Consider the following 23797-nt stretch of genomic DNA (forward strand, 5'->3'; position numbering starts at 1 on the left):
CAGCAGACGTCGTTCACTTCAGGTCTCGGCGGCCGCCCGGCGCATGGTCGGCACAGCGCTCAGGGAGCGCCACGTCGATCACGGCTACGAGGTAGCCCTCGCCGAGGCAACCCCGCGAGTCTACCGCACGGACGGAGGCCGGTGAAATCGGTCCACGCCGCGACGCCGATGACCTCCCCGCCGAGCTGCTCGCTCTGCCACAATCAGAGCCGAGGAACCGCGTTTTCGAAACGCGGCGGGAGACAACGATGGCCACTGTGAACACCGCACCGTCCTGGCGCACCCCCCACGCGGGGTTCATCCGCGTGCTCGTGGGCGTGTTCACGATCGCCGCCGTCGTCGTCATCGCCATGACGCTGGCATACCCCGGGCCCAGACCGCACACGGTCGTGCTGACCTCCGCCGGGGCCGCCCTCGTCGTCTTGAACATCGCCGCCTTCGCGCTCCCCTGGGAACGGCTGCCGCGACGTCACAGCTTCTGGGTGGCTCTCGCGCAGCTGGCCATCACGATCCTGCTCGCCGGCACGCTCTATCAGACCAACAATGCCATCCCGCTGCTCGCACTGATCCCCGTGCTGTGGATCGCCTTCCAGCTCGACTGGCCCCACACGATCGCGATCATCGTCGCGCTCGGCATCGGTTGTGTCGCCTTCTGGCTGATCGCGGAGCCGATGCCGAACCGTCCACGCGTGATCGTGGCGATCAGCGTCTTCTACTTCGTGGTCACCTCACTCGCCCTCCTCACCCAGGCCAATGCCCATGCGCTGCGCCGATCACGGGCCATCGCCGAGGAGGCCTGGCGCTCGCAACAGGACGCGCTCGCGAGCGCCGAACGCAATGCCGCGGTGATGCGGGCGATCGCCCATGGCGTCGACGCAGCCGTCTTCTTCGCGGCGCAAGACCGGTCGTCGACCTTCGCCAATCAGCGGGCGCAGGAACTCGGACGCCGGATGGGCGTCTCCCCACAGGACCCCACCTGGGCGGGCCACGAGGTCTACGGACCCGACCGTGTCACGCCCATCCCCCCGGAGGAGCAGCTGCTGCCCCGGGCGCTCCACGGCGACTACACGACAGGGGCCTTGCAATGGGTGGGCGAACCGGGGGCGCAGCACGCGATCTCGGTGTCCTCGCTCCCGGCCGTCACCGAGACGGGCGAGCAGGTCGGAGCCGTGATCGTCGCCCACGACATCACCAATCTGGTGGAGGCGCTGCGCGCTGCGGAGTCCTTCAGCGCCACCGTCGCCCACGAGCTGCGCACACCGCTGACATCGATCGTCGGCTATCTGGATCTGCTGGAGGCCGATGACCTGGACGAGACCGGTCGGGAGTTCTTGCAGCGCGCCCAGCAGGGGGTCACGAGCCTATCGGCCAAGCTGAGCGAGCTGCTCGAACCCTTCGAGGTGGCCGGAGCCTCGCCCTCCTTCGCCTTCATCGATCTCGTCGAGCTCGTGCGCCGGCGATTGAACCACTGGCGCGAGAGCGCCGCCACGCGCGACATCGCCCTCGAGGGTCCAGACGGCCCGCGTCACCTGCAGGTTCCCCTCGACCGCGAACTCGCCGAGCGCATGATCGATGCCGTCCTGTCCAATGCCGTCAAGTTCAGCGCCTCGGGGGGCCGCGTCGACGTATCGGTCGACACCCATGAGCATTGCGCACGGGTCACGATCGTCGACCACGGCCTCGGCATGACCCGCGAGGAGACACGGCACGCGTTCGAGCGGTTCTATCGCGCACCGACCGCGATCCGCCGCGCACTGCCCGGCTTCGGACTCGGGCTCGCCACCGCGCTGTCCATCGCCCGGGCCCACGGGGGCACGATCCGGCTCGAGAGCACCGCCGGTGCGGGGACCACCGCAACCGTCGAGATCCCCTTGACACAGGTCGGCGCCGCGGCGCGGGGCTCCTCATGATCCCCGATCAGTTGCGAGCCCGTCTCGACCGGGACTTCCGCCGGGTCGTCATCTCCCCGCGGGCCATCGTGCACTGGCAGTTCCTCTTCGTCCTCACTGTCGCATTGCCGTTCTTCGCCACGATCGCGGTCCGACCGGATTTCACCCAATCCACGACATTGCTGATTGGCGTGCTGATCATCATCGGCGCGACGACGGTGGCGGGACTCTTCCCCTGGCAGGAGACCAACAGCCCGTGGGCCCTGCTGATCGCGATCATTGACGTGCCGGGCGTGCTGCTGCTCTACATCCCGACCCCCGGTGCGGGCTTCTCCATGCTGGTGGTCCTCCCCGTGGTGTGGGTCGCCATCGCCTTCGGCGGCCTGGTGGCGACCCTCATGGTCGCCGCGTCCATCGTCGCCCTCTGGACTGCCTGGTGGGCACAGGCGCAGGTGGCCGAGACTCAGCTGATCGGTGGCATCCCGGCCACCGCAGCGGTGACCTCGCTGATCGTGCTCAGCGCTGTGGCGGCCTACCAGACCAATCGCGTCGCCTCCGCCCGCCGTGGGCTGTTGCACCGCCAGTCCGATGCCTTCTCCCGCGCACTCGAACGCGCAAGCCTGCAGGAGCGCTTCACCTCATCGGTGCTCGACACCCTGGACCTCGCGGTGTTCTCCTTCGACGCCGACGGAGGACTTCGCACAGCCAATCGCAGCGCCTGGCTGCTGCTCCGTCACTTAGGAGGGACACGCTTCGAGGCTGCTCTCTCGGACTACGAGATCGACTACGGCTCCCCGATCTTCGCACCGGACAGTCCCATCGGTCGCGCCTTGCAGGGCGAGCAGGTCGACGGCGAGACCAGCTGGGTCGGCGGTGCGCAGCCGATGGCGATCGAGTGGACAAGCCAGTTCCTCCGCGGTGACGACGGCTCGACCGAGAACGTCATCGTGCTCGCCCGCGATGTCACCAGCCAGCTGCGCGCCCAAGCCGACCGCGACGAGCTCATCACCTCGGTCAGCCACGAGTTCCGCACACCGCTGACCTCCATCCTGGGATACCTCGAGCTCGCCCTCGACGAGCCCGATGTTCCCGCCGTCCCACGCGAGATGGTCGAGGTCGCCCTCAAGAACACCGAGCGCCTCCTGACCCTCTCGAATGACTTCCTCGCCGCCCGCTCCCCCTCGGGCAAGTCCGGGATGGCGCTGACGATGGAGCCATGCCGTCCCTCGGCCATCGTTGAGGACGCGGTCACCGCCGTCCGTCCCCAGGCCATCGCGCGAGCCATCGCCATCGTCGTTGGCCCGCTACCCGATATCGTCCTGGACGCCGACCCGCTGCGCATCCGTCAGGTCATCGACAATGTGCTGACCAATGCCGTCAAGTACAACGTGGAAGGCGGGCGGATCTTCGTCGACGCGGACGTCACCGAGACCGGTCACTACGCACTGACGATCCGCGACACCGGACGCGGTATGAGCACCCACGACGCCGAACGGGTCTTCGACCGCGGCTACCGGTCCGCGGCGGCACGCGATTCCGCCGTGGGCGGGTCGGGACTCGGGCTGGACATCAGCCGCCAGATCATCGAGTCCCATACCGGCATGATGACCTTGAGCAGCATGCCCGGCGAGGGGACGACCGTATCGATCGTCCTCCCCGCGGGCGCCCCCGATGGGAGACACACATGACCCAGTACCATGCCGTCGCCGTGGGAGCACTCATCGTGGGTGCCACCGTCACCGTCGTCTTCATCCTCTCGGTGGTCCTCCTGCACGCCACGCGCGCGGCCCGGATCCTGGCCGTCGCCCAGTTCGTGTTCAGCGCGAGCATGGTCGTCTACGTCTCGTGGACCAGCGAGGACCTGCCCAGCAGGTTCGCCGAAGCGGCGGCGATCGGCGGAGCAGCCGCCGCCATGACGCTGCTGTGGTCCGGTATCCGGCTCTTCCACGACCGCTCTCCCCGACTCGAGATGGGCGCGGGGGCGGCACTGCTGGTGGTCGCTGCCACCGTCCTCGAAGGTCACGTGGGCGGTGCCCTCGCCGTCACCGCCGGTGCTCTCGTCACGATCACGGCGGCGATCTTGATGATCTATGAGCTGCAGATCGGCTCATGGGCGCAGCATCCGGTGACGCGCATCCTCCAGGGCTACCTCGCCTCGTGTGTCCCGTCGGCCCTCTGGTGGACGATCACCGCCTGGCAGGGCACGGCACGCATCGAGTCGGCCCTCGTCGGCTTCACCGTGGTGCAGACAGTGGCGGCGATCGTGCTCATCCAGCTGCTGCGCCAACACGGCACGGCCGAGGGCTTCACGATCTCCGAGTCCGAGAACCCGCTCGCGGATCTGGACGTGCTGTCGCCTCAGTCCTTCCGCTTCGCGGCCCAGGGACGCTTGAACCGCCTGACCCTCGTCGGGGGCCATGCCTGTTTCCTGCTGGTCAGCATCGAGGACCTCCGCGCACTCAACTCCGCCTTCGGACGGTCGCTCGGCGACGATGCCGTCCGCAAGCTCGCCGAGACCGTCCGCGCCCACGTCCCGCCATGGGCTCCCATCGGGCACCTGAGCGCCGGCAACTTCGCCGTGCTCGCTCCGGCGACCTCACCGCAGAGCGCCCACGCGATCGTCAGCGAGATCGAGGACTCCCTGCTCACCTCCCGTACCGCGACTGTCATGGGCGTGCGCATCGGCGCCGTCTACGGGGTCGCCGACACCTTCTCGGTGACCCCGGAGTACGGAGCACTGCTCGAACAGGCGATCACCTCGATGGCCGCCACCGCCGCCGAGCTGAAGTCCACTCTCCTTGAGCAGAGATTAGGCAAATCCTGAGGCGGCTCAGCAGCTGGACTTGAGCGGACCGCGCCATGCTCAGGCCATGGAGTTCAACACCCCTTATATGGGAACGGATGTGCCCACTCTCACCGGCGCGGTCACCGTCCCCGACGATCCTCGCGGCCTGGTCTCCGACCGGGCGACGGTGGGCTGTGTGATCCCCGCCTACAACGAGGGGGAGAGCATCGCCGCGGTGCTCGACGCGCTCTTGACACAGACCCGGCCGCCCGATGTCATCCATGTGGTCGTCAACAACACGACCGACGACACCGTCGAGGTCGCCAGCCACTACGCGGGTATCCACGCGCGAATGACCGCCGAGGGAGAGCAGATCATCGAGATCTTCGTCCACGACATCGGCGAGAACAAGGATAAGAAGGTCGGCGCGCTCAACTACGGCTTCTTCCTCGTCGAGGGCTATGACTACCTGCTGGGCGTCGATGGCGACACCACGCCTGAGCCCACTGCCACCGCCGAGCTGCTGGCCGAGATCGAGAGCGACGGCCGCATCGGCGGCATCTCCGCGATCTACTCGATCGATGACACTGCGCTGAGCGCCCCGATGGAGAAGTTCCTCGTCGCCGGACAACGGGCTCAGTTCGCGGCGTTCAACATGCAGAGCCTTCTTCGCGGCCGCAATATCGCGGTGTTGGGCGGGCAGTTCTCGATCTTCTCAATTCAAGCGCTGCGCGATGTGATGCGCGAATCCCATCAGGACACACCGTGGGTGAAGGACAGCGAGGTCGAGGACTCGCTGTTGTCGCTGCAGATCAAGAGCGCCGGCTATCTCACGAAGATCAGCGCCACCGCGCGCGCACATGTTGGCGGCATGCCGAACCTTCGCGCCCTGGACGGCCAACAGGTCAAGTGGAACTACGGGGCGATCGAGCTGATGTGGCCCGGGCAACGCGGCGACACGAAGGGGCAGCCGTTCCATCCCAACCTTCGGATTCGCTGGTTCGAACTCGTGTCGATGCTGCTCAACATCCTGACGCGCGCCATGTTCATCACCCTCGCCTTGTGCTCGATTTCTATCGGAGCCTTCGTCTTCCAGTGGTGGTGGCTTCTGCCGCCGGCCGTCGCGACCATCCTCAACTACCGTGTCGCGCGGTCGATGAAATATCGCAACCGACGAGACACCTTGTTCGCGTTATTGATCATTCCGGCCGAGGCCTATATGTGGGTGCGCGTCGGTCACTTCGTTCGAGCGTGGGCCAAGTTCTTCACCAATGCGCAGACCGATAACTGGGCAGCACAGGCACGAGCGGAGCGCGGCGCGGGCCACGGGCACCTTTATCCGTATGCCGTGGCGCTCATCCTTCTGGCAGCCACTTTCGCGGCGTGGACACAACTGTCGCTGGGACTGCAGTCGGATATCCTTGCCTACGCGTGGCCGGTGCTCGGCATCATCACGATCGCCCAGACCGCATGGATGGGTATGAAAGCGCTCCGCAACTACCGCGGCTTCACCGTCTGATCCGCCACCAGCCGTACAGGACAATGATGACTACCTTGATTCACCGCTTGACGCTCGCCAGCTGTTCGTTCGCCGTCCTCGTCGCTCTCTCGGGCTGCGGGATCTTTCCCGATGACGAGGACAAGACGTCCCCGACCCCCGCGGCCAGCGCCTCGGCGTCCCAGCAGGTCTTCGATTCAGAGTTCACGCACGACGGCACCTTCCAATCGCACAACACGACGAGCGATGTCGACTACGTCTTCACCATCTGGCCGACCAAGTCCACCCCACGTACCAATGACTGGTTCCCGCTCGGGGACAAGAACTTCTCGTTCACCTTCCAGGCCTACGACATGAGCCGCGACTTCCGCGACCCGTTCTCGTCCAAGCGGCAGACCTTCCTGCAGCACATCAAGGTCACCTCGACGATCACGAGTGAGTCGGGCAACGTGACCGATGGCCCCTATACCCTCGACGCCAGCGCTCCCTCGATCACCTTCGATCCCGAACCGGTCACCAACCAGTGGGGCATGCAGGTGACATCGCCCAAGGGCTCCTTCGAGCTGCGCAATCAGACGATCGGCGATCTACCCGAGGACACGGTCGGGATCACCCTCCGCTTCGAAGCGACGGTGTGGACGGAGAACACCGCCGGCAAGCCCGACGTGACCCCGCAGGTGATCACCCAGGAGGTGCCGATCGCGATCTTCGCCTCCGACACCCCGACCGAACAGCAGGAGATCGCCGAGAACGCGAACTGAGATCGCGTGTCCGGCGGACCCGGCCAGTGATCGAGGGAAATCCCGCGGCGGTGATCTACGCAACCCTCACGCACCGCAGCGGTGGTCTGGACACCTCTCAACGGCCTTGAGAGGTGCGTAAGCCACCGCCCGATGAAATTGAGGGGTGTGTGAGCCACCGCCCGGTGAGGGGATCAGTCGGCGGCCATCCGGTAGCCGACACCGCGCACCGTCTCGATCCAGCGCGGGGTGGCACTGGAATCGCCGATCTTGCGGCGCAGATTGGCCATGTGCACCTCGATGGCGCGCTTGTCGGCCTCGTTGACGAAGTACGAGGTCACATAGTCCTGTCCCCGCAGGGCCAGCACGAGGTCCGCCTTGCTGCGCACCCGGCGTCCCGAGGACAGCAGGATGTACAACAGGTCGAACTCGGTGCGGGTGAGGTCGATCCCTCGTCCCTCGACGGTCACGATCCTGGTCTCGGGATCCAAGGTGAGCCCGCGAACCTGGAGTGCTCCGTGCATGCCGGATTCCGTCCCCGCACCCGCCTGCGGACTCGTGGCGGCGATATTGCGCGCCGAGACCGGGGCGGACGCCGCCGAGCCCACAGCCGGCTCTGCTCCTTGGGGCTCAGGCGCCGGGCGTGCGGGGTCCGCGCGGTGATGCGGCGGCGCGGCGGGAGAGGTGTACGTCGGTGGCGTGCGATCCGGCGGCGAGGCGGCCGCAGGGGCGGAAGGCTCCACGGCTGGGCCCGCGACACCCGCGCGCTGGCGGGGACGGCGTAACACCGCCTCGATCCGCGCGCGCAGCTCACGCGGACGGAATGGCTTGACGAGATAGTCGTCCGCCCCGGCCTCCAGCCCCTGGACGACGTCGATCTCATCGCCCAACCCGGTGAGCATGATGATGTACGTCGAGCTGAACTCGCGCAGACGCTTGGCGGTGGCGAAGCCGTCCATGCCGGGCATCGTCACGTCGAGGGTCGTGATGAGAGGGTCGTACTGTCTTACGAGCTCGATACCGTCCGCTCCGTTGGAGGCGCTGAGCGGCTCGAAGCCGCTGCTCTCCAGCACGGTCTTCAGCAGATGGCGGATGTCGGGATCGTCCTCGATCACGACGACACGGCGCTGCTCCTGGCTCGACATGGGCTCACAGTATCAACGCGACGGAGTCAACCGGCCGGTTTCCGTCTCGGGACGCCGGAAGCACCGTCCACGCCGGCTCACCAGCCGGCCGCGCGGGCGAGCTCGGCGGCACGATCGTTCCACCAGGTCCCGGCGGGCGGTCCACCGCGGCAGGTGCCGTCGCTCTCGCCCGGGGGCTTGATCCAGAGTCGCGCGTCGAGACGGCCCTCCCCCGCTCCGGGGCGTTGGCCGAGCGCCCGCCCCGGCGGGTTGCACCATTCATCGGAGGCTCCAGCGCCGCTGCGCCCGGTATCCATCACATAGTGCACCCCGTCGTCGAGCAGGTCGGCCAGCCTCTCCGCATAGTCGATCTCATCGGCCTCGCCGTTATAGGCGGCGACATTGACCGAGAAGCCCCGCGCCTCGTCGATCCCGATCCGTCGCAACCGATCAGCCATCGTCTCCGCCGCCACCCAGTCCGAGTGCCCGGCATCGAGATAGGTCGTGACGTCCGAGCGGTCGAGGGCCGACCGGGCGTGGTCGAGGAGGTCGAATCGGGTGTCCGGATCGGGGCACTCGTCCACCATCGCGAGGGCATCGGGCTCGAGCACCGCAGCGACATGACCGGGTGCATGTCCGAGACCGCGCGACGCCCGCTCGACCCAGGTGCGATAGTCCCCCGGCTCAAGACCCCCGGCGGAGTGTCCCCCGGCGCAGTCGCGGCCGGTGATGCCGTAGAGCACGACGACCGCCACGGCATCCTCCTCCGCGGCGGCCTCCGCGATGGTGGCCGCGCGATGCTCGATGGCGTCGAGCCCGCTCACCTCAGGGGTCAGCCAGATCGCGGTGGGCACCTCGGCGACACGGCGCACGATCTCCGCATCGGGGCCCGTAGCCGAATCCGCCGCCGTGCGGGCGAGGGAGTCCGACGCACCGTACAGTCCGGTGTCGACGAAGGGGTTGTGGCGCTGCGCACCTGATCGGCCGAACCAGCCGCGCGGATCCACGTCGAACATGACCAGCGTCGCCAGGAAGGTCACGATGACGAGGATGCTCGTGATGGCGATCGTCCGTGGAGGGATGCTGAGATCTCGAACGCGCACGAGCCACCCTCCCACCACCGTCGGTCGACGGCGCCCGGTACGTCGTCCGTCTCATTATGCCGCGTGACCCCCTCCGGTGGACCACTCCACGCCACACCGTGGTTGACAGCTCACCGCCTGGGGTACGCGTGCGAGTGCAGCGGTCAGCGCAGAGTGGCGGGCAATCCGCGGCGCAGGACCAGATGCGTGACGACCACCATGACGGCCGTCGTCACGATCGCGACCAACCAGCCCGTGGTCCGCAGCGCCAGCACCCCGAAGACCGCCACGAAGAGCGAACCGGCGAGGGCGGCGATCGTCACCGCGACCTCGTCCTCGGGCTCGCGATCATGTGTATAGCCGAGCACCAGCAGCGCGATCACCGTCGTGAGGACACCGCCGACGAAACCGAAGAGCATGAGCACCCCGGCCGCGGTCACCACTGCCTCACGCGGGGCGTCGCGTCCAACCACCACCACGGCAAGGAGAGCGATCAACGCGAAGCAACCCCCAAGTGACACGGCGAGCCGCGCGGCCCCGGGACGCAGGGTCACTCCTTGAAGAGGCTGGTGACCGAGCCGTCCTCGAATACGGCCGAGATCGCCTGGGCGAGCAGCGGAGCGATCGAGAGCACCGTGAGCTTGTCGAACTGCATCTCCTCGGTGAGGGGCAGTGTATTGGTGACGATGACCTCGCGGGCACAGCAGTTCTTCAGTCGGTCGACCGCCGGGCCGGAGAACACGGCATGGGTCGCGGCGATGATGACATCCTCGGCACCGTCGGCCTTGAGCGCCTCAGCGGCCTGCACGATCGTGCCACCGGTGTCGATGAGGTCATCGACCAGGATGCACGTGCGACCGGCCACATCGCCCACGATGCGATTGGCCTTGGACTCGTTCGGACGGGAGATGTCGCGGGTCTTGTGGATGAAGGCCAGCGGCGCGCCACCCAATGAGTTCGCCCAGGACTCGGCTACCTTGATCCGGCCGGCATCGGGCGAGACCACCGCGAGCTGCTTGTCGCCGTACTTCTTCTTGACGTGGCGGGTCAGGATCGGCATGGCCAGCAGGTGATCCACCGGACCGTCGAAGAAGCCCTGAATCTGCGCGGTGTGGAGATCGACGGTCATGAGCCGGTCGGCGCCGGCCGAGAGGAACAGATCGGCCATCAGGCGCGCCGAGATCGGCTCGCGTCCGAGGTGCTTCTTGTCCTGACGGGCGTAGCCGTAGAACGGGAGCACTACCGTGATGCGCTTCGCCGACGCCCGCTTGAGCGCGTCGATCATGATGAGCTGCTCCATGATCGCCTCATTGATGGGCGCGGAGTGGCTCTGGATCACGAAGGCATCGCATCCGCGCACCGACTTGTCGAAACGGACGTAGATCTCGCCATTGGCGAAGTCATAGGCCGTGGTCGGCACGAGCTCGGCCTCGAGGAGCTGGGCGACCTCCTGCGCGAGGGTCGGGTGCGCGCGACCCGAGAAGAGCATGAGGTTGCGGGTCGGTGTGCGCTCACTGAGGCTGCCGTTGGTCACTGAGAGTTCTCTTCCTGCTGTGCTGCGTTCTCCGCGGCCTCGTGGGCCACCGAGCCGGGCCGTCGCCTCGCGACCCACCCGTCCATGATCCTCTGTCCCCCGGCGCTCACCGCGAGTGCCCCCGGCGGAATGTCCTCGCGCACGATCGTTCCGGCACCGGTGAAGGCACCATCGCCGATCTCGACCGGTGCGACGAAGACATTGTCGCTGCCGGTCTTGGCGTGGCGTCCGATGACCGTGCGATGCTTGCGCTCGCCGTCGTAATTGGCCGTGATGGTGCCCGCGCCGATGTTGCTTCCCTCCCCGATCTCCGCGTCGCCGATGTACGAGAGATGGGGCACCTTGGCGCCCTCGCCGATCTGGGCGTTCTTGGTCTCCACGAAGGCGCCGATCTTGCCGTTCGCACCGAGCTCGGTGCCGGGACGCAGGTAGGCGAAGGGGCCGACGGTCGCGCCGGCGGCGATCACGGCATCCGATCCGTGGGCGCGCTCGACAGTGGCACCCTGGCCTATCTCGACATTGCGCAAGGTGGTGTCCGGTCCGATCGTGGCGCCGCCTGCGACGGTCGTGGCGCCGAGCAGCTGGGTACCCGGACGAATGGTGACGTCCGGCGCGAGAGTGACATCGGAGTCGATCCAGGTGGTGGCCGGATCGATGATGGTCACCCCGGCCAACATCCAGTGCCGGGTGATCCGGTCGTTGAGCTCGCGGGCGAGCCGGGCGAGCTGGGCGCGGTCGTTGACGCCTTCGGTCTGCCAGACGTCCTCGAGCACGTGGGCCCCGACCGGCAGTCCGTCGGCGACCGCGAAGCCGACGATATCGGTCAGATAGAGCTCACCTTGCGCGTTCTGGGGAGTGAGCCGGTCGAGTGCACGATCGAGGAAGGCGCCGTCGACCGCGAGGATGCCGCTGTTGATCTCACGAACCGATCGCTCGGCCTCGCTCGCGTCCTTGTGCTCGCGGATGGCGGTGACGGCCCCGTGCTCATCGCGCAGGATCCGGCCGTAGCCGGTGGGATCGCCCACCTCCGCGCTGAGGACGGTGACGGCCCGCGAGCCGGAGCGGTGCTCGGCGAGCACGGCTCCGAGTGTGTCGGCCGCGAGCAGCGGGACATCGCCGTAGGTGATCAGGACCGTGCCCGGATCGGTGCCGTCGGGCAGGGCGTCGAGACCGGCACGGACGGCATCGCCGGTGCCCTTGCGCTCGTGCTGCACGGCGATGAGGGCGTCGGGATCGAGTGCGGTGGCCGCGGTCTCGACCTGATCGCGCTGGTGGCCGACGACGATGACCCTGCGGTCGACACCGAGCTCGCGGACGGCGGCCAGTGCGTGGCCGAGCATGGACCTGCCGCCCAGCTCGTGCAACACCTTGGCCCGCTCGGATCTCATGCGGGTTCCGGCTCCGGCGGCGAGGACGATCGCCGTGACCTTCGCGTCCAATGCGGACTCCTTCGTGTTCGCCGACCCGTTGAGTGTGACGTTTGGACGGTGAGAACCGCGTTTTCGGCGTCCAAACGTCACACTCAACGGGTTCTGTCGTCGCTCCCCGGGTAGGAGTCGAACCTACGTCGCTAATCCTGATTCAAAGTCAGGCGGGCCCTGCCGGCAGACCAACCGGGGAAAGCGCGTCCAGCGTACCGAATACCTCGTGCCGGGGATCGAAGCGGCGCTGGCAAAGAATCTCGACCTCAAGATTCTCGACCCGATAAACTGATTCCATGGACGAGGTCGATCGGATCGTCGCCGCCTGGCGACACGAGCGTCCCGATGCCGATGTCTCCCCGATGGAGGTGCTCAGCCGGGTCAGCCGTCTCTCGCAGTATCTCGACGCGCTGCGCAAACACGCCTTCGCCTCGGTCGATCTCGAGTCCTGGGAGTTCGACGTGCTCGCCGCGCTGCGCCGGGCCGGCGAGCCCTATGAGCTGTCCCCCGGCCAGCTCGTCGCGGCCACACATGTCACCAGCGGGACCATGACCAATCGCGTGGACCGCCTGCAGCGCAAGGGTCTGGTCGAACGGCGTCCGGCCCCTTCGGACCGTCGCGGCGTGCTGGTGCGATTGTCCGAGGGAGGACGAGAGCGCGTCGACGCGGCCCTCGACGCCCTGCTCACCCACGAGCACGAGCTGCTCGCCGGTCTCGATAGCGGTGAACGCGCCACGATCGCCGACCTTCTGCGCAACCTCATCGAGCCCTTCGCCGGCTCCTCCGACTGATCTCCACAGACGTCATGGAGGACGGATGATGATGCGTAAGGGTTGCTACCGCGACCTGAGTGCATCGACGTTCGAACAACGAGGTACGGACGATGATGCGTTGTGTCGGCTATGGCAGCCGTAAGGCATCATCATCGGTCCCGATGCTGACTAGTCGAGGGATTCGGAGAGCTCGAGCCAGCGCTCCTCGAGGTGGGCGATCTCGTCCTCGACCGTGCGTAGCTCCTCGGTGTGGGTCTGCAATCCCTCGTAGTCGCTCTGGTCGTGCGCGGCCAACCGCTCGTGCAGAATGTCGACCCTGGCGGCGAGCCTCTCCATCCGACGTTCAACGGAGGCGATCTCCTTCTGCACGGCCCGCCGCTCGGCACCGGAGAGACCCGATTGCTCCTCGACGACGGTGTCGCGCGGTGCTGACGAGGCGAAGTCGCGGGCCTGGTCCTGTCGCTCGCGCAGGGCCAGGTACTCGTCCACGCCTCCGGGAAGATGGCGGAGTCGGCCGTCCAGGATCGCGTACTGCTGGTCGGTGACCCGTTCCAGCAGATAACGGTCGTGCGACACCACCAGGAGCGTGCCCGGCCAGGTGTCGAGCAGATCCTCGATGGCTGTGAGCATGTCGGTGTCCATGTCATTGGTCGGCTCGTCGAGGATCAGGACATTGGGCTCGGCGAGCAGGATGAGCAGCAGCTGCAGACGCCGGCGCTGACCGCCCGAGAGATCCTTGATCGGCGTCGAGAGCTGTTGCGTGCGGAATCCCAGCCGCTCCAACAGCTGTCCAGGTGTCAGCTCTTTGCCGCCTGCGACATAGGTGGCGCGCTGGCGGCCGACGAGGTCGCTCACCCGCTCCTCGGCCACATCGTCCAGCTCGTGCAAGGACTGGCTCAGCACCGCCACCTCGACGGTCTTGCCCCGCTTGACCCTGCCGCGGCTGGGGGCCACAGCGCCGGTGACGAGACCGAGCAGGGTCGACTTGCCTGCGCCGTTGACGCCGAGGATGCCGGTCCGCTCCCCCGGCCCGATCCGCCACTCGATATCGCGCAGCACCGGGCGTCCGTCGGGGAGATCGACCTCGACACCGAGCAGATCGACCACGTCCTTGCCCAGTCGCGCCGTGGCGAGCTGGGTGAGCTCCACCCCGTCGCGGACCGGCGGCTCACGGCTGATCAGCTGATTGGCGGCATCGATCCGGAACTTGGGCTTGGAGGCGCGCGCGGGCGCCCCACGGCGCAGCCAGGCCAACTCCTTGCGCATCAGATTCTGCCGGCGGGCCTCGCTGGCGGCGGCCTGTCGATCACGTTCCACGCGCTGCAGCACATAGGCCGCGTATCCGCCCTCGAAGGAATCCACCGTCCCGTCGTGGACCTCCCAGGTCGTCGTGCACACCTCGTCGAGGAACCACCGGTCGTGGGTGATGACCGCCACGGCACCACTCCCGGCGGGCCACCGCTGCTGAAGGTGACCGGCTAGCCAGACCACGGCATCGAGGTCGAGATGGTTGGTCGGCTCGTCCAGCACCAGCACATCCCAGGAACGCACCAGCACGCTCGCGAGCGCGACCCGCCGGCGCTGTCCGCCGGAGAGCTCGCCGATCCGCGCTTCCCAGGCGACATCGGGCGGCACGAGGCCCGCCACGATGTCACGGGTGCGGGCATCGCCCGCCCATTCATGTTCGGGGGCATCGCCGACGACCACGTCGCGCACGGTCGCCTCGGGGTCGAGGACGTCGCTCTGATCGACGTAGCCGACCCGCAGGTCACGGCGCCAGGTCACGCGTCCGGCGTCCGGCTCCAGCTCACGGGCGAGGACGCGCAGCAGGGTCGACTTGCCGTCGCCATTGCGGCCGACGACGCCGACCCGATCGCCCTCCGCCAGACCGAGGGTGACATCGCGAAGCACCGGTCCTGCCGTCGGGAAGGCCACCTGGACCTTCTCGGCGACGATGAGCGGTGGCATCAGCGCACCACCTTCGCTCCCGGCCTGGGTCCCGCGGCCGTCATCACGACATCGGCCACCTCCGCGCCGCGGAGGATCTCAGCGAGATCATCTGCGGCGAACTCGTCGCGTGCCAGGAAGGCCAGCGTGGGTCCCGAGCCGGACACCAGCCCACCGACGGCCCCTGCCTCGAGGCCGAGGGCGAGCACACCCGCCAGCTCTGGACGCAGCGCGAGAGCCGCGTCGGAGAGGTCATTGGCCAGCGCCCCGCCGAGCACCTCCGGATCGCCGTCACGAAGCGCCTCGAGCACATGCTGCGTCGCCTCCCCGAAGGTCCCCGATCGTCCGCCGAGGCGGTCGTGCTCCTCATAGACCTCAGGAGTCGACATGCCCTCGGTGAAGGTGGCGAGGACCCAGTGGAAGTGACCGCGGGCGAGCACCGGGGCGATCTGCTCACCGCGGCCGGTCCCGACCGCGGTCGACCCGTGCAGCAGGAAGGGGACATCGCTGCCGAGCTCCGCGGCGATCGGCTCCAACTCGGCGCGGCTCAGGCCGCCCTGCCAGGCCTCATTGCACGCGACCAGTGCCGCCGCGGCATCCGCGGAACCGCCGGCCATCCCACCGGCGACCGGAATGCCCTTGTGGATCAGGAGGTCGACACCGAGTTCGGGCCGGCCGAGATGCGCACGAAGCCGGTCCGCCGCCCGGATCGCCAGATTGCGCTCGTCGCGGGGGACATCGGTGCGTTCGCGCAGCGAATCAGCATCGAGCACGCGCACCGCGAGCACCGCATCGTCATTGGGAGTCGCCGTGACCTCGTCGTACAGCGATACGGCGTGGTAGACCGTCGAGAGCGCATGGAAGCCGTCGGGCCGGCCCCCGCCGACCTCGAGCACGAGGTTGATCTTGGCCGGAGCGCGGACGGTGACGGGGAGCACTGCACCAACCTACGGCACCCGAGGATTTCTGCGAGACGTGGTGAGCCGCTCAGTTCGTTGATCGACAACCACGACGACTGGAACCCGGCCCCGCACATCAGTCATCCGGTGCTGCGCGCCTCGCTGCGCACGGTCAACGCCACGCCGACCCACGTCGCCCCGAGCAGCACGGCGTAGATCCCGGTCATGAGGACGAGCGTGCCCGCCCCAGCGACCGGATCGAGGGTGAACAGCAGACCGAGCAGCACGCTGAGGATGCCCGAGACGAGGGTCCAGCCCCACGCGCGACCACCGTCGCGGCGCCCTTCGATGGCGCCGAAGATCGCGAAGAACCCGGTCACCAGCGCCCAGGCCGCGATCACGAGCACCATCGCCAGCAGTGTGGTCTCGGGGTACCGCAGGGCGACGACGCCGATGACGATACCGAGCAGGCCGTTGAAGACCACCCAACCCCAGGAGGTGCCGCGGGTCGCGACACCTCCGACCACCGCGACGATGCCGTCGACGACGCTGAAAACACCGAAGATGATGAGCAGCGCGGCGAGCGTGCTGACCGGTGCCACGATGGCCACGACGCCGAAGATCAGCGCGAGGACGCCACGTGCCAGCATGAGCCACCAGATCGTCGTCGCGAGTGAGCGAGCCGGCGAAGAATCGGCGACGTGGGACATGGGGGCCTCCCGGAGATCGGACGGAAACTACGTGTCGCTACACGGAGCGTACGCCGTCTCAGTCCGTGAATGCGGCAAGCCGCGCGAAATCCCCGACGGTCAGCTGCTCGCCTCGCGCCCGAGGATCGATCTCCGCCGCCCGTAGCACACGTTCAGCCGCCTCTCCCCCGCCGAAATAGGACGAGAGCGCCGCGCGCAATGTCTTGCGTCGCTGCGCGAAGGCAGCATCGACCAGCGCGAAGGTCCGTCGCCGATCCGCCTCGGGAGGCGTCCGGCGGGTCACGCGGACGAGCGCCGAGTCGACATTCGGCACGGGCCAGAAGATGGTCCTTCCCACCGTCCCGGCGAGTTGCACGTCGCCGTACCACCGCGCCTTGACGCTCGGCACCCCGTACGTGCGCGAGCCGGGCCCCGCGGCCAGCCGATGGGCGACCTCCGCCTGGACCATGACGAGCACCTCGCGCAAGGAGGAGAAGGTCTCCAGGAAGTGCAGGAGTACCGGCACCGACACGTTGTACGGCAGATTGGCGACGAGCGCGGTCGGCGCGGGCCCGGGCAGGCTGTCGACACGCAGAGCATCGGCGTGGACGATCTCCAGTCGATCGGTTCGCTCGGGGGCGAACTCGCGCACCGTCCGCGCCAGCCGGCCGACCAGGACATCATCGATCTCGACGGCTGTGACGTGAGCGGCCACCTCAAGCAGGCCGAGTGTGAGCGAGCCGAGGCCGGGACCGATCTCGACGACGGAGTCGCCTCGATCGATCCCGGCCTCGCGCACGATCCGGCGGACCGTGTTGGCATCGGTGACGAAATTCTGTCCCCGTTGCTTGGTGGGTCGGAGCCCCACCTCCTCGGCGATCCTGCGGACATCGCCGGCGCCGAGCAGGCGGACGGGCTGCGCCTCTGTCAGAGCAGTCCCAGCTTCCGTGCGCAGGCGGGCCACTGGCCCCACCCCGAACGCTGCTGCAGGATCGTCGCGCGGTGGATCTGCTCCTCGCGGCTGTTCTCGTGCGGGAGCCCGGCGCCCCCGACCGAACGCCAGGTCTGCGCGCTGAACTGCACGCCGCCGTAGTAGCCATTGCCGGTATTGGCCGCCCAGTTGCCACCCGACTCGCACTGCGCGAGCCGGTCGAACACGCTGTCGCCAGGCACGGCGGGAGCATTCGAGGTGATCTCGGGCTCCTTGGTGCCGTGACGCTCAACCCGCGACACGGGCTCGCGGACCGTGCTGCGCGAGACGACCTCACGCTCCCGGACTTCACCATCGGCCAGCACGAGGTTGACCTCCTCGGAAGCCTCACCGGCCTCGCCCTCGGTCACGACCTCCTTCTCGCCCTTCTCGAGCTCGCCGTCCTCGGTGACCTCGGTCTCGAAGTCGATCGGAACGGACTCGGTACGCGTGATCTTCTCGATGCGCACGACCTTCAACGCGGTGTCGGCGGCGACGAAGCTCTCGAGGCCGGGATCGACCTCGTCATCCTCGTCGAGCTTCACGCCGGCCTCATCGAGCACATCGCCCACGGTCGGCTTGTTGGTCTCGATCTCGTTGCTCTCGCCATCGGCGGTCACGGTGAGGGTCTTGGGATTGCTGACGACGATCTCCTCACCGAAGCGGTTGATCGTCTCGTCGGCGTCCGACGAGAGGTAGGCACCCTTCTCCGGTGCGACCTCCAGGTCGTCGAGCAGATCGCCGACCGTGGTGGCGTAGCTGATCTCATCGGTCGACTCACCGTCGACGACCACGGTGACGGGCTTGGCGTACCGCACCGTGACCGTGTCATTGTTCTGCACCGTCTCGTCCAACTCGTGGGAGAGCTTGTCCTCCTGGCGGGGCTCGACGCCCTTGCTCGTCAACAGCTCGTCGACCGTCTCCGCGGACGTACGGGTCTCGGTGACGACACCGTCGACATCGAGCGTGACGCGCTTGTCGAAGTCGGCCGCGGCGACGAGCCCCGCCGTCGCCATCAGGACGACCAGCACGGCCGCGACCATCTTCAGCACGTTCTTCGGATGAATCTCAGGAACCGAAAACTGCACGAATCAAACCTCGAAAAATCTCATCGACAACCTGTCCACCTTGAACGAGGCTGCCACGGCCCGTCAAGTCCGCTGACCACCATGCGGGGCCCACGGGCCACCGAAGGCACGACTCGTGTTCTCGTCGATCTGCCGACACAGCGACTCGAGATCGGCATCGAGGACATCGGCGATGAGACGGACGGTGTGGGGCACGAGGAAGGAGGCATTGGGCCGTCCGCGGTAGGGCTCCGGGGTCAGGAACGGAGCATCGGTCTCGACTAGGACACGGTCGGGCGGCGTGACCCGCAGCGCGTCGCGGAGGTACTGGGCGTTCTTGAAGGTCACCGTGCCCGCGAAGGAGAGGAATGCCCCGCGTTCGAGGCATTCTCGCGCGAACTCCGGTCCACCGGAGAAGCAGTGCATCACGACGCGATCGGGGATCCCGGTGTCGTCGAGGACCCCGAGGACGTCCTCGTGCGCATCGCGATCGTGGATCACGAGTGTTCGATCGTGGCGCCGGGCGATGGCGACGTGCGCGCGGAAGGATCGCTGCTGGCGCGGACGTCCCTCCGGCCCGGTGCGGAAGTAGTCGAGACCGGTCTCGCCCACGGCGCGGACGGCCGGATCGGCCGCCAGCTCGTCGATCCGCGAGAGTGCGCTATCTAACATCGGATCGTCCAGACGAGCCGCGTCATTGGGATGCATCGCGACCGCGGCGACGATCGCCGGGTGTTCCCGCGCGGTCTCCACGGCCCACTCGCTGCTCTCCAGGTCGCAGCCGACCTGCACGATGCGGGTGACACCGACGGCGGCGGCGCGATCGAGGGCCTCCTCCACCGGGATCAGCAGACCGCCCTTGATCCGATGATCGAGGTGACAGTGATTGTCGACGACCGGAGACGGCAACGGCGCGGGCGCCTCCGGCCACCCTTCGGTCACCGTCATCGCATGACCTCCGTGGCTGGATCGCCGAGGCTCATGCCTGGTCCAGTTCGATGCGGGGAAACAGCGAGGGCACCTTGGTGATGGTGGTGCCCGCCGGGAGCTGCCCCCATCGTCCGGCATCGGCGAGCGGCTGGTCGGCGAGCGCGCCGAGCGGTCCCTCGGCGCCGAGGGACTCCCACAGTGCCGCGCACGCCTTGGGCAGCACGGGATTGAGCACGACCGCGAGCACCCGCAGGCCCTCCGCGGCGGTGTTGAGGATCGTGCCCAAGCGCTCGCTCTCGGTGCCGTCCTTCGCGACCTTCCACGGCGCCTGCTCAGTGAGGTAGCCGTTGAGCGACTCGACGATGCGCCAGACCTCGTTCATCGCATCCTGGGGTGCCACCCTCTCGATCGCCGCGTCCGCCGCACCGACCGCGGCACCGATGTCGTCGATGAGCGCCATCTCCGGCTGGCTCAACGGCCCGGCCGCGGGCAGCTGTCCGCCGTGGTACTTGCCGATCATCGCGGCGACGCGCGAGGCGAGATTGCCGAAGCCATTGGCCAGCTCGGCGTGATAACGCGCCCCGATGTCCTCCCAGGAGATCGACCCGTCGCTGCCGAAGGTCAGTGCGCGACTGAAGTAGTAGCGATAGGCGTCCGAGCCGAAGGTCTCGACGATCTCATCGGGGTGGATGCCGTTGGCCTTGCTCTTGGACATCTTCTGCCCGCCCACCAGCAGCCAGCCGTGTGCGAACACGCGGTGCGGTACCGGCTGGCCGGCCGCCATCAGCATCGCCGGCCAGATGACGGCGTGGAAGCGGGCGATGTCCTTGCCGACGATGTGGATGTCGGCGGGCCACAGCTCCTCGAAGCGGTCGGGATCAACCCCGTAGCCGGCGGCCGTCACGTAGTTGAGCAGTGCCTCGATCCACACGTACATGACGTGGGACGAGTCCCAGGGGACGGGAATGCCCCAGTCGAAGGTGGAGCGCGAGATCGACAGGTCCTTCAACCCTCGCTTGACGAAGGAGACGATCTCATTGCGCGCCGACTCGGGCTGGATGAACTCCGGGTGCTCCTCGTAGAGCGCGAGTAGGCGGTCGGCGTAGTCGCTGAGCCGGAAGAAGTAGTTCTCCTCGGTCATGTACTCGACGCGGCTGCCGTCGAGGGCGGAGACCTTGAAGCCTTCGTCATCACCCTCGCCGTCGTGGACGTCGTCGTCGCCGACGAACTCCTCGCTGCTGACGCTGTACCACCCCGAGAAGCCGCCCTTGTAGACCGCGCCGCGGTCGTAGAGGTCCTGCCAGAAGGCCTGCGCGCCTTTCTCGTGACGCTCCTCGGTGGTGCGGATGAAGTCGTCATTGGCGATGTCGATGGTGCGCAGCATCGGCTTCCACTCGTCCTCGACGAGCCGGTCCACCCATTCCTGCGGTGAGACGCCGTTGGCATCGGCCTTGCGCAACACCTTCTGACCATGCTCGTCGACTCCCGTCAGATACCAGACCTTCTCCCCGCGCTGACGGTGCCACCGCGACAGGATGTCGCCCATGACCGTCGTGTATCCGTGCCCGATGTGCGGTGCGTCGTTGACGTAGTAGATGGGCGTCGTGACGTAGAAGGTCCGGTCGGTGGCCATACGTCCCAGTCTAGTGAGGCCCGCCCCGGACCGAGATGTGCTCCCGCTTCGTCGACCGGATGGGCACCGCGTCGATGGAGCGTGAGCACATTTCGCTCCGACGTGGGGCGCGCCATACTCGCTCCGCTCGATTCCCCGACACTCGTCATGGACCATGGATCAGTTGGCCCTTTTCGGGTGGCACACGACGATGAAGGCTGAGCATGCAGATCGAGACCCACGACGTCACGGTGGACGGGCCCCACACCGTGTTGCTGCGCCCCACGACGCTGACCGCGACGAGCCGCGAGGTCGCCCTCGTCGAGGGTCCTCCGGGCACGGGCCACACTGCCCTCTCGCTGGTGCTCGGCGGACGGTTGCGACCCGACGCCGGGACCGTGTTGCTGGACGGAGCGGTCGATGACCAGGGGTTACGCGAGCGCGTCGCTCTCGTCGACGTGCCGGATGTGTCCGAGCCCGATGACGTCATCAGACTGTCGACCGTCGTCGGCGAGGAGCTCGCGATGGCCCGCCGGACCGCCAGTCCGGCCGCCGTGCGCGCCTGGCTCGACCACCATGACGCGCTCGGCTGGCACGGCGCGCGGGTCGAGGACGTCCCCGGCTCCGTGCGGATCCATCTGCTGAGCGAGCTGGCGGCATTGCGACGCGGCATCGAGGCGCTGGTGATCTGCGCGCCGGACCGCTACGGCACGCTCAGCGATGAGGCCTACGAGGTCGCGGCACGGATCGCGCGCCGCGACCTCGTGGTGGTGCTCCAGCTCATGACGGCAAGCGTCCGCACGCTCGGCCTCCCCGCCGTCCACCTCGGCAATACCGCCGCCGGCGCTTCTGAGGAGATCGCATGACCTCGATCCGCATGGCCGTCAGCGAGTTCCGGAGATTGACTGCCGGGCGCATGCCGGCCCTCGCCATCCTCGCCATCACTCTCATCCCGACCCTCTACGCATCGCTCTACCTGTGGGCGAACCACGACCCCTATGCGAAGCTGAGCCAAGTCCAGGCCGCGCTCGTCGTCGACGACGTCCCCGCGCAGTCCGAGCAGAGCGGCGAGATCCACGCCGGCCGCGACGTGGCACACGACCTGCGCGAGGACGGCTCCTTCGACTGGCAGGAAGTCAGTGACGCGGAGGCCCGTCAGGGCGTACAGGACGGCACCTATCTGTTCGCACTGACGATCCCGCGCGAGTTCTCCTCCGCCCTGGCGTCGACCGCCGACTTCGAGCCGAAGAAGGCCGAGCTGACGCTCACGACCAATGAGGCCAATAACTACCTGTCGACGACCATCGCCGACCAGGTCCTGTCCCAGGTCAGCGGCTCTATCGCGCAGAATGTGAGCGAGCAGGCGGCCAGCGCCTTCCTGCTCGGCTTCTCCACACTGCACGATCAGCTGCTCCAGGCCGGTGACGGAGCCCAGCAGCTGGCCGACGGGCTCGTCGAGGCCGAGAGCGGCGCGGGACAGCTGCGTGATGGTGCGGGCGAGCTGGTGTCGGGGCAGCAGCAGCTGCTCACGGGCCAGCAGCAACTCGCTTCGGGCATCGACCAGGCCGCCGGTGGCGCCGGTGAGCTGGCCGACGGTGCGGCCGCGTTGGCCCCGGGAGCACGTCAGGTCGCCGACGGAAACGCCCAGATCGCCCAGATCGGCGACGAGATCGCGAATGCCTCCCAGACGGCGAACGGCGATCTCGACACGATCCGCGCCGATATCGTCCAGCAGCTCGACGCGGCGGGCATCACCGATCCGCAACGCCAGCGGATCCTCGACTCCCTCGACGGTTTCCGCCAGCCGCTCGATGATCTGAACGAGCGGGTCCAGTCGACCTCCGGACAGCTCGATCAGCTCGCTTCCGGTTCACGCCAGGTGGCCGACGGGGCCCAGCGGCTCGCGGACGGCTCGGCGAGCCTGGCCGATGGGATCGGCACTGCGCGGTCGGGATCGCAGCAGCTGGTCAGCGGCCAGCAGGAGGCGCTGTCCGGCGCACAGCAGTTGCAGAGCGGGGCCGGTGAGCTGGCCGACGGGATCGGCACGGCGCAGTCGGGAGCCCAGGACCTGGCCGACGGGCTGGCGGACGGCGTCGCCTCGATCCCCTCGCTCGACGAGCGGAGGCGTGACGAGACCGCTCAGACGATCGCGTCCCCCATCGCGACGGACGACGTGTCCCAGGCCTCGGCCGACTCCTACGGCGCCGGACTCGCTCCGTTCTTCCTGTCCATCGGCGCCTGGGTGGGCGCCTATGTCATGTTCCTGCTCGTGCGACCGCTCTCGAATCGCGCGATCGCGGCGCGGCAGTCGCCATTGCGGACGGCCCTCGGCGGATGGCTGACACCGGCGGCGATCGCGGTGGCGCAGTCGGTGGTGATGCTCTTCGTGGTGCGGTTCGCGGTCGATATCGACTGGGTGCGCGCCGGCTACGTGTCGTTATTGCTGGCACTCGTGTCGGTGACCTTCGTGGCGATCGTGCACACCCTCAATGCCTGGCTCGGCGCCGTGGGACAGCTGCTGGGCCTGGTGCTGCTGGTACTGCAGCTGGCGAGTGCGGGCGGCACCTTCCCGTGGCAGACACTGCCGGCGCCCTTGCAGGTGGTGCACCATGTGCTGCCGATGACCTATGCGGTGGACGGGTTGCGGCACCTCATGTACGGGGCGCCGCTGGACAGTCTGCCGCGGACCATCGCGGTGTTGGTGGGTTATGTCGTCGGCGCTCTGGCCCTGACCTGCGCGGCCGCCTACCGCCGCCGGATCTGGACCGTCTCCCAGATCAAACCCGAGATCGCCCTCTAGCGGCGCGGACCTCCCAGGGCGGTGGCTTACGCACCTC

Annotated in this window: 20 protein-coding genes and 1 tRNA gene; 8 read left to right on the forward strand and 13 right to left on the reverse strand. The window is 67.8% G+C overall.

What is annotated here, in order from left to right:
- Positions 1-248: 248 nt before the first annotated feature.
- The 5 genes from BHE97_RS17455 to BHE97_RS17475 are packed head-to-tail and all read left to right on the forward strand — an operon-like array spanning position 249 to position 6933.
- Complete coding sequence (locus tag BHE97_RS17455) at positions 249-1910, forward strand: HAMP domain-containing sensor histidine kinase (RefSeq protein ID WP_087625310.1); 1662 nt, start codon at positions 249-251, stop codon at positions 1908-1910.
- The gene (locus BHE97_RS17460; RefSeq protein WP_087625311.1) at positions 1907-3577 is read left to right on the forward strand and encodes an ATP-binding protein; all 1671 of its coding nucleotides are present in this window, start codon (positions 1907-1909) and stop codon (positions 3575-3577) included. The genes BHE97_RS17455 and BHE97_RS17460 overlap by 4 nt, the downstream gene beginning before the upstream one ends.
- The gene (locus tag BHE97_RS17465) at positions 3574-4713 is read left to right on the forward strand and encodes a diguanylate cyclase (RefSeq protein ID WP_087625312.1); all 1140 of its coding nucleotides are present in this window, start codon (positions 3574-3576) and stop codon (positions 4711-4713) included. The genes BHE97_RS17460 and BHE97_RS17465 overlap by 4 nt, the downstream gene beginning before the upstream one ends.
- A gap of 46 nt (positions 4714-4759) precedes the next feature.
- Positions 4760-6193, forward strand: coding sequence for a glycosyltransferase (locus BHE97_RS17470; RefSeq protein WP_087625313.1), 1434 nt, complete (start codon positions 4760-4762; stop codon positions 6191-6193).
- Positions 6194-6219: 26 nt separating this feature from the next.
- Positions 6220-6933, forward strand: a complete 714-nt coding sequence (locus BHE97_RS17475; RefSeq protein WP_087625314.1) for a hypothetical protein — start codon at positions 6220-6222, stop codon at positions 6931-6933.
- Between the two features lie 173 nt (positions 6934-7106).
- Here BHE97_RS17475 and BHE97_RS17480 read toward each other — a convergent pair whose 3' ends face one another.
- From BHE97_RS17480 to BHE97_RS17505, 6 genes are all read right to left on the reverse strand, one after another.
- Positions 7107-8057, reverse strand: a complete 951-nt coding sequence (locus tag BHE97_RS17480; RefSeq protein ID WP_087625315.1) for a response regulator transcription factor — start codon at positions 8055-8057, stop codon at positions 7107-7109.
- A 77-nt stretch (positions 8058-8134) separates the two neighbouring features.
- The gene (locus BHE97_RS17485; RefSeq protein WP_140400241.1) at positions 8135-9139 is read right to left on the reverse strand and encodes a glycoside hydrolase family 6 protein; all 1005 of its coding nucleotides are present in this window, start codon (positions 9137-9139) and stop codon (positions 8135-8137) included.
- 143 nt (positions 9140-9282) lie between these two features.
- Entirely contained in the window at positions 9283-9672 is a 390-nt protein-coding gene (locus tag BHE97_RS17490; protein ID WP_087625317.1) for a hypothetical protein, read from the reverse strand.
- Positions 9669-10652: a ribose-phosphate diphosphokinase gene (locus BHE97_RS17495; protein WP_087625318.1), complete on the reverse strand. Its 984-nt coding sequence runs from the start codon at positions 10650-10652 to the stop codon at positions 9669-9671. The genes BHE97_RS17490 and BHE97_RS17495 overlap by 4 nt, the downstream gene beginning before the upstream one ends.
- Entirely contained in the window at positions 10649-12091 is a 1443-nt protein-coding gene (glmU, locus tag BHE97_RS17500; protein ID WP_087625319.1) for a bifunctional UDP-N-acetylglucosamine diphosphorylase/glucosamine-1-phosphate N-acetyltransferase GlmU, read from the reverse strand. The genes BHE97_RS17495 and glmU overlap by 4 nt, the downstream gene beginning before the upstream one ends.
- 102 nt (positions 12092-12193) lie before the next feature.
- Positions 12194-12272: transfer RNA gene (locus tag BHE97_RS17505), tRNA-Gln, on the reverse strand.
- Positions 12273-12369: 97 nt separating this feature from the next.
- On the opposite strand from BHE97_RS17505, the gene BHE97_RS17510 reads away from it, so the two are divergent.
- Entirely contained in the window at positions 12370-12864 is a 495-nt protein-coding gene (locus tag BHE97_RS17510; RefSeq protein WP_087625320.1) for a MarR family transcriptional regulator, read from the forward strand.
- Between the two features lie 150 nt (positions 12865-13014).
- Here BHE97_RS17510 and BHE97_RS17515 read toward each other — a convergent pair whose 3' ends face one another.
- From BHE97_RS17515 to metG, 7 genes are all read right to left on the reverse strand, one after another.
- Positions 13015-14814, reverse strand: coding sequence for an ABC-F family ATP-binding cassette domain-containing protein (locus BHE97_RS17515; protein ID WP_087625321.1), 1800 nt, complete (start codon positions 14812-14814; stop codon positions 13015-13017).
- A complete protein-coding gene (locus tag BHE97_RS17520) occupies positions 14814-15731 on the reverse strand; it encodes a 4-(cytidine 5'-diphospho)-2-C-methyl-D-erythritol kinase (RefSeq protein ID WP_087625322.1) in 918 nt (305 codons plus the stop codon). The genes BHE97_RS17515 and BHE97_RS17520 overlap by 1 nt, the downstream gene beginning before the upstream one ends.
- Positions 15732-15832: 101 nt before the next feature.
- Positions 15833-16402, reverse strand: coding sequence for an HdeD family acid-resistance protein (locus BHE97_RS17525; RefSeq protein ID WP_087625323.1), 570 nt, complete (start codon positions 16400-16402; stop codon positions 15833-15835).
- A gap of 58 nt (positions 16403-16460) precedes the next feature.
- Positions 16461-17345 (reverse strand): 16S rRNA (adenine(1518)-N(6)/adenine(1519)-N(6))-dimethyltransferase RsmA, encoded by an 885-nt coding sequence (rsmA, locus tag BHE97_RS17530; RefSeq protein ID WP_087625324.1) that lies wholly within the window; start codon positions 17343-17345, stop codon positions 16461-16463.
- Positions 17309-18439: a resuscitation-promoting factor gene (locus BHE97_RS21030; protein WP_140400243.1), complete on the reverse strand. Its 1131-nt coding sequence runs from the start codon at positions 18437-18439 to the stop codon at positions 17309-17311. Before BHE97_RS21030 ends, rsmA begins: the two co-directional genes overlap by 37 nt.
- Before the next feature lie 63 nt (positions 18440-18502).
- Positions 18503-19366: a TatD family hydrolase gene (locus BHE97_RS17540; RefSeq protein WP_087625326.1), complete on the reverse strand. Its 864-nt coding sequence runs from the start codon at positions 19364-19366 to the stop codon at positions 18503-18505.
- 31 nt (positions 19367-19397) lie between these two features.
- Positions 19398-20981, reverse strand: coding sequence for a methionine--tRNA ligase (gene metG, locus BHE97_RS17545; RefSeq protein WP_087625327.1), 1584 nt, complete (start codon positions 20979-20981; stop codon positions 19398-19400).
- A 203-nt stretch (positions 20982-21184) separates the two neighbouring features.
- Between metG and BHE97_RS20215 the strand changes: the two genes are divergently transcribed.
- Both BHE97_RS20215 and BHE97_RS17555 read left to right on the forward strand, forming a co-directional pair.
- Positions 21185-21826, forward strand: a complete 642-nt coding sequence (locus BHE97_RS20215; RefSeq protein WP_170931485.1) for an ABC transporter ATP-binding protein — start codon at positions 21185-21187, stop codon at positions 21824-21826.
- The gene (locus BHE97_RS17555; protein ID WP_087625329.1) at positions 21823-23760 is read left to right on the forward strand and encodes a YhgE/Pip domain-containing protein; all 1938 of its coding nucleotides are present in this window, start codon (positions 21823-21825) and stop codon (positions 23758-23760) included. The genes BHE97_RS20215 and BHE97_RS17555 overlap by 4 nt, the downstream gene beginning before the upstream one ends.
- Positions 23761-23797: the final 37 nt, after the last annotated feature.

It is taken from the genome of Aeromicrobium sp. PE09-221 (assembly GCF_002174305.1).
Lineage (GTDB): Bacteria > Actinomycetota > Actinomycetes > Propionibacteriales > Nocardioidaceae > Aeromicrobium.

Bases quoted from the DNA above. Each gene is read 5' to 3' on its own strand.
- BHE97_RS17480 (WP_087625315.1), bottom strand. From the start codon at position 8,057: ATGTCGAGCCAGGAGCAGCGCCGTGTCGTCGTGATCGAGGACGATCCC.
- BHE97_RS17460 (WP_087625311.1), top strand. From the start codon at position 1,907: ATGATCCCCGATCAGTTGCGAGCCCGTCTCGACCGGGACTTCCGCCGG.
- BHE97_RS17510 (WP_087625320.1), top strand. From the start codon at position 12,370: ATGGACGAGGTCGATCGGATCGTCGCCGCCTGGCGACACGAGCGTCCC.
- BHE97_RS17455 (WP_087625310.1), top strand. From the start codon at position 249: ATGGCCACTGTGAACACCGCACCGTCCTGGCGCACCCCCCACGCGGGG.
- BHE97_RS17540 (WP_087625326.1), bottom strand. From the start codon at position 19,366: ATGACGGTGACCGAAGGGTGGCCGGAGGCGCCCGCGCCGTTGCCGTCT.
- BHE97_RS17555 (WP_087625329.1), top strand. From the start codon at position 21,823: ATGACCTCGATCCGCATGGCCGTCAGCGAGTTCCGGAGATTGACTGCC.
- BHE97_RS17525 (WP_087625323.1), bottom strand. From the start codon at position 16,402: ATGTCCCACGTCGCCGATTCTTCGCCGGCTCGCTCACTCGCGACGACG.
- BHE97_RS20215 (WP_170931485.1), top strand. From the start codon at position 21,185: ATGCAGATCGAGACCCACGACGTCACGGTGGACGGGCCCCACACCGTG.
- metG (WP_087625327.1), bottom strand. From the start codon at position 20,981: ATGGCCACCGACCGGACCTTCTACGTCACGACGCCCATCTACTACGTC.
- BHE97_RS17470 (WP_087625313.1), top strand. From the start codon at position 4,760: ATGGAGTTCAACACCCCTTATATGGGAACGGATGTGCCCACTCTCACC.
- BHE97_RS17465 (WP_087625312.1), top strand. From the start codon at position 3,574: ATGACCCAGTACCATGCCGTCGCCGTGGGAGCACTCATCGTGGGTGCC.
- BHE97_RS17475 (WP_087625314.1), top strand. From the start codon at position 6,220: ATGACTACCTTGATTCACCGCTTGACGCTCGCCAGCTGTTCGTTCGCC.
- BHE97_RS17515 (WP_087625321.1), bottom strand. From the start codon at position 14,814: ATGCCACCGCTCATCGTCGCCGAGAAGGTCCAGGTGGCCTTCCCGACG.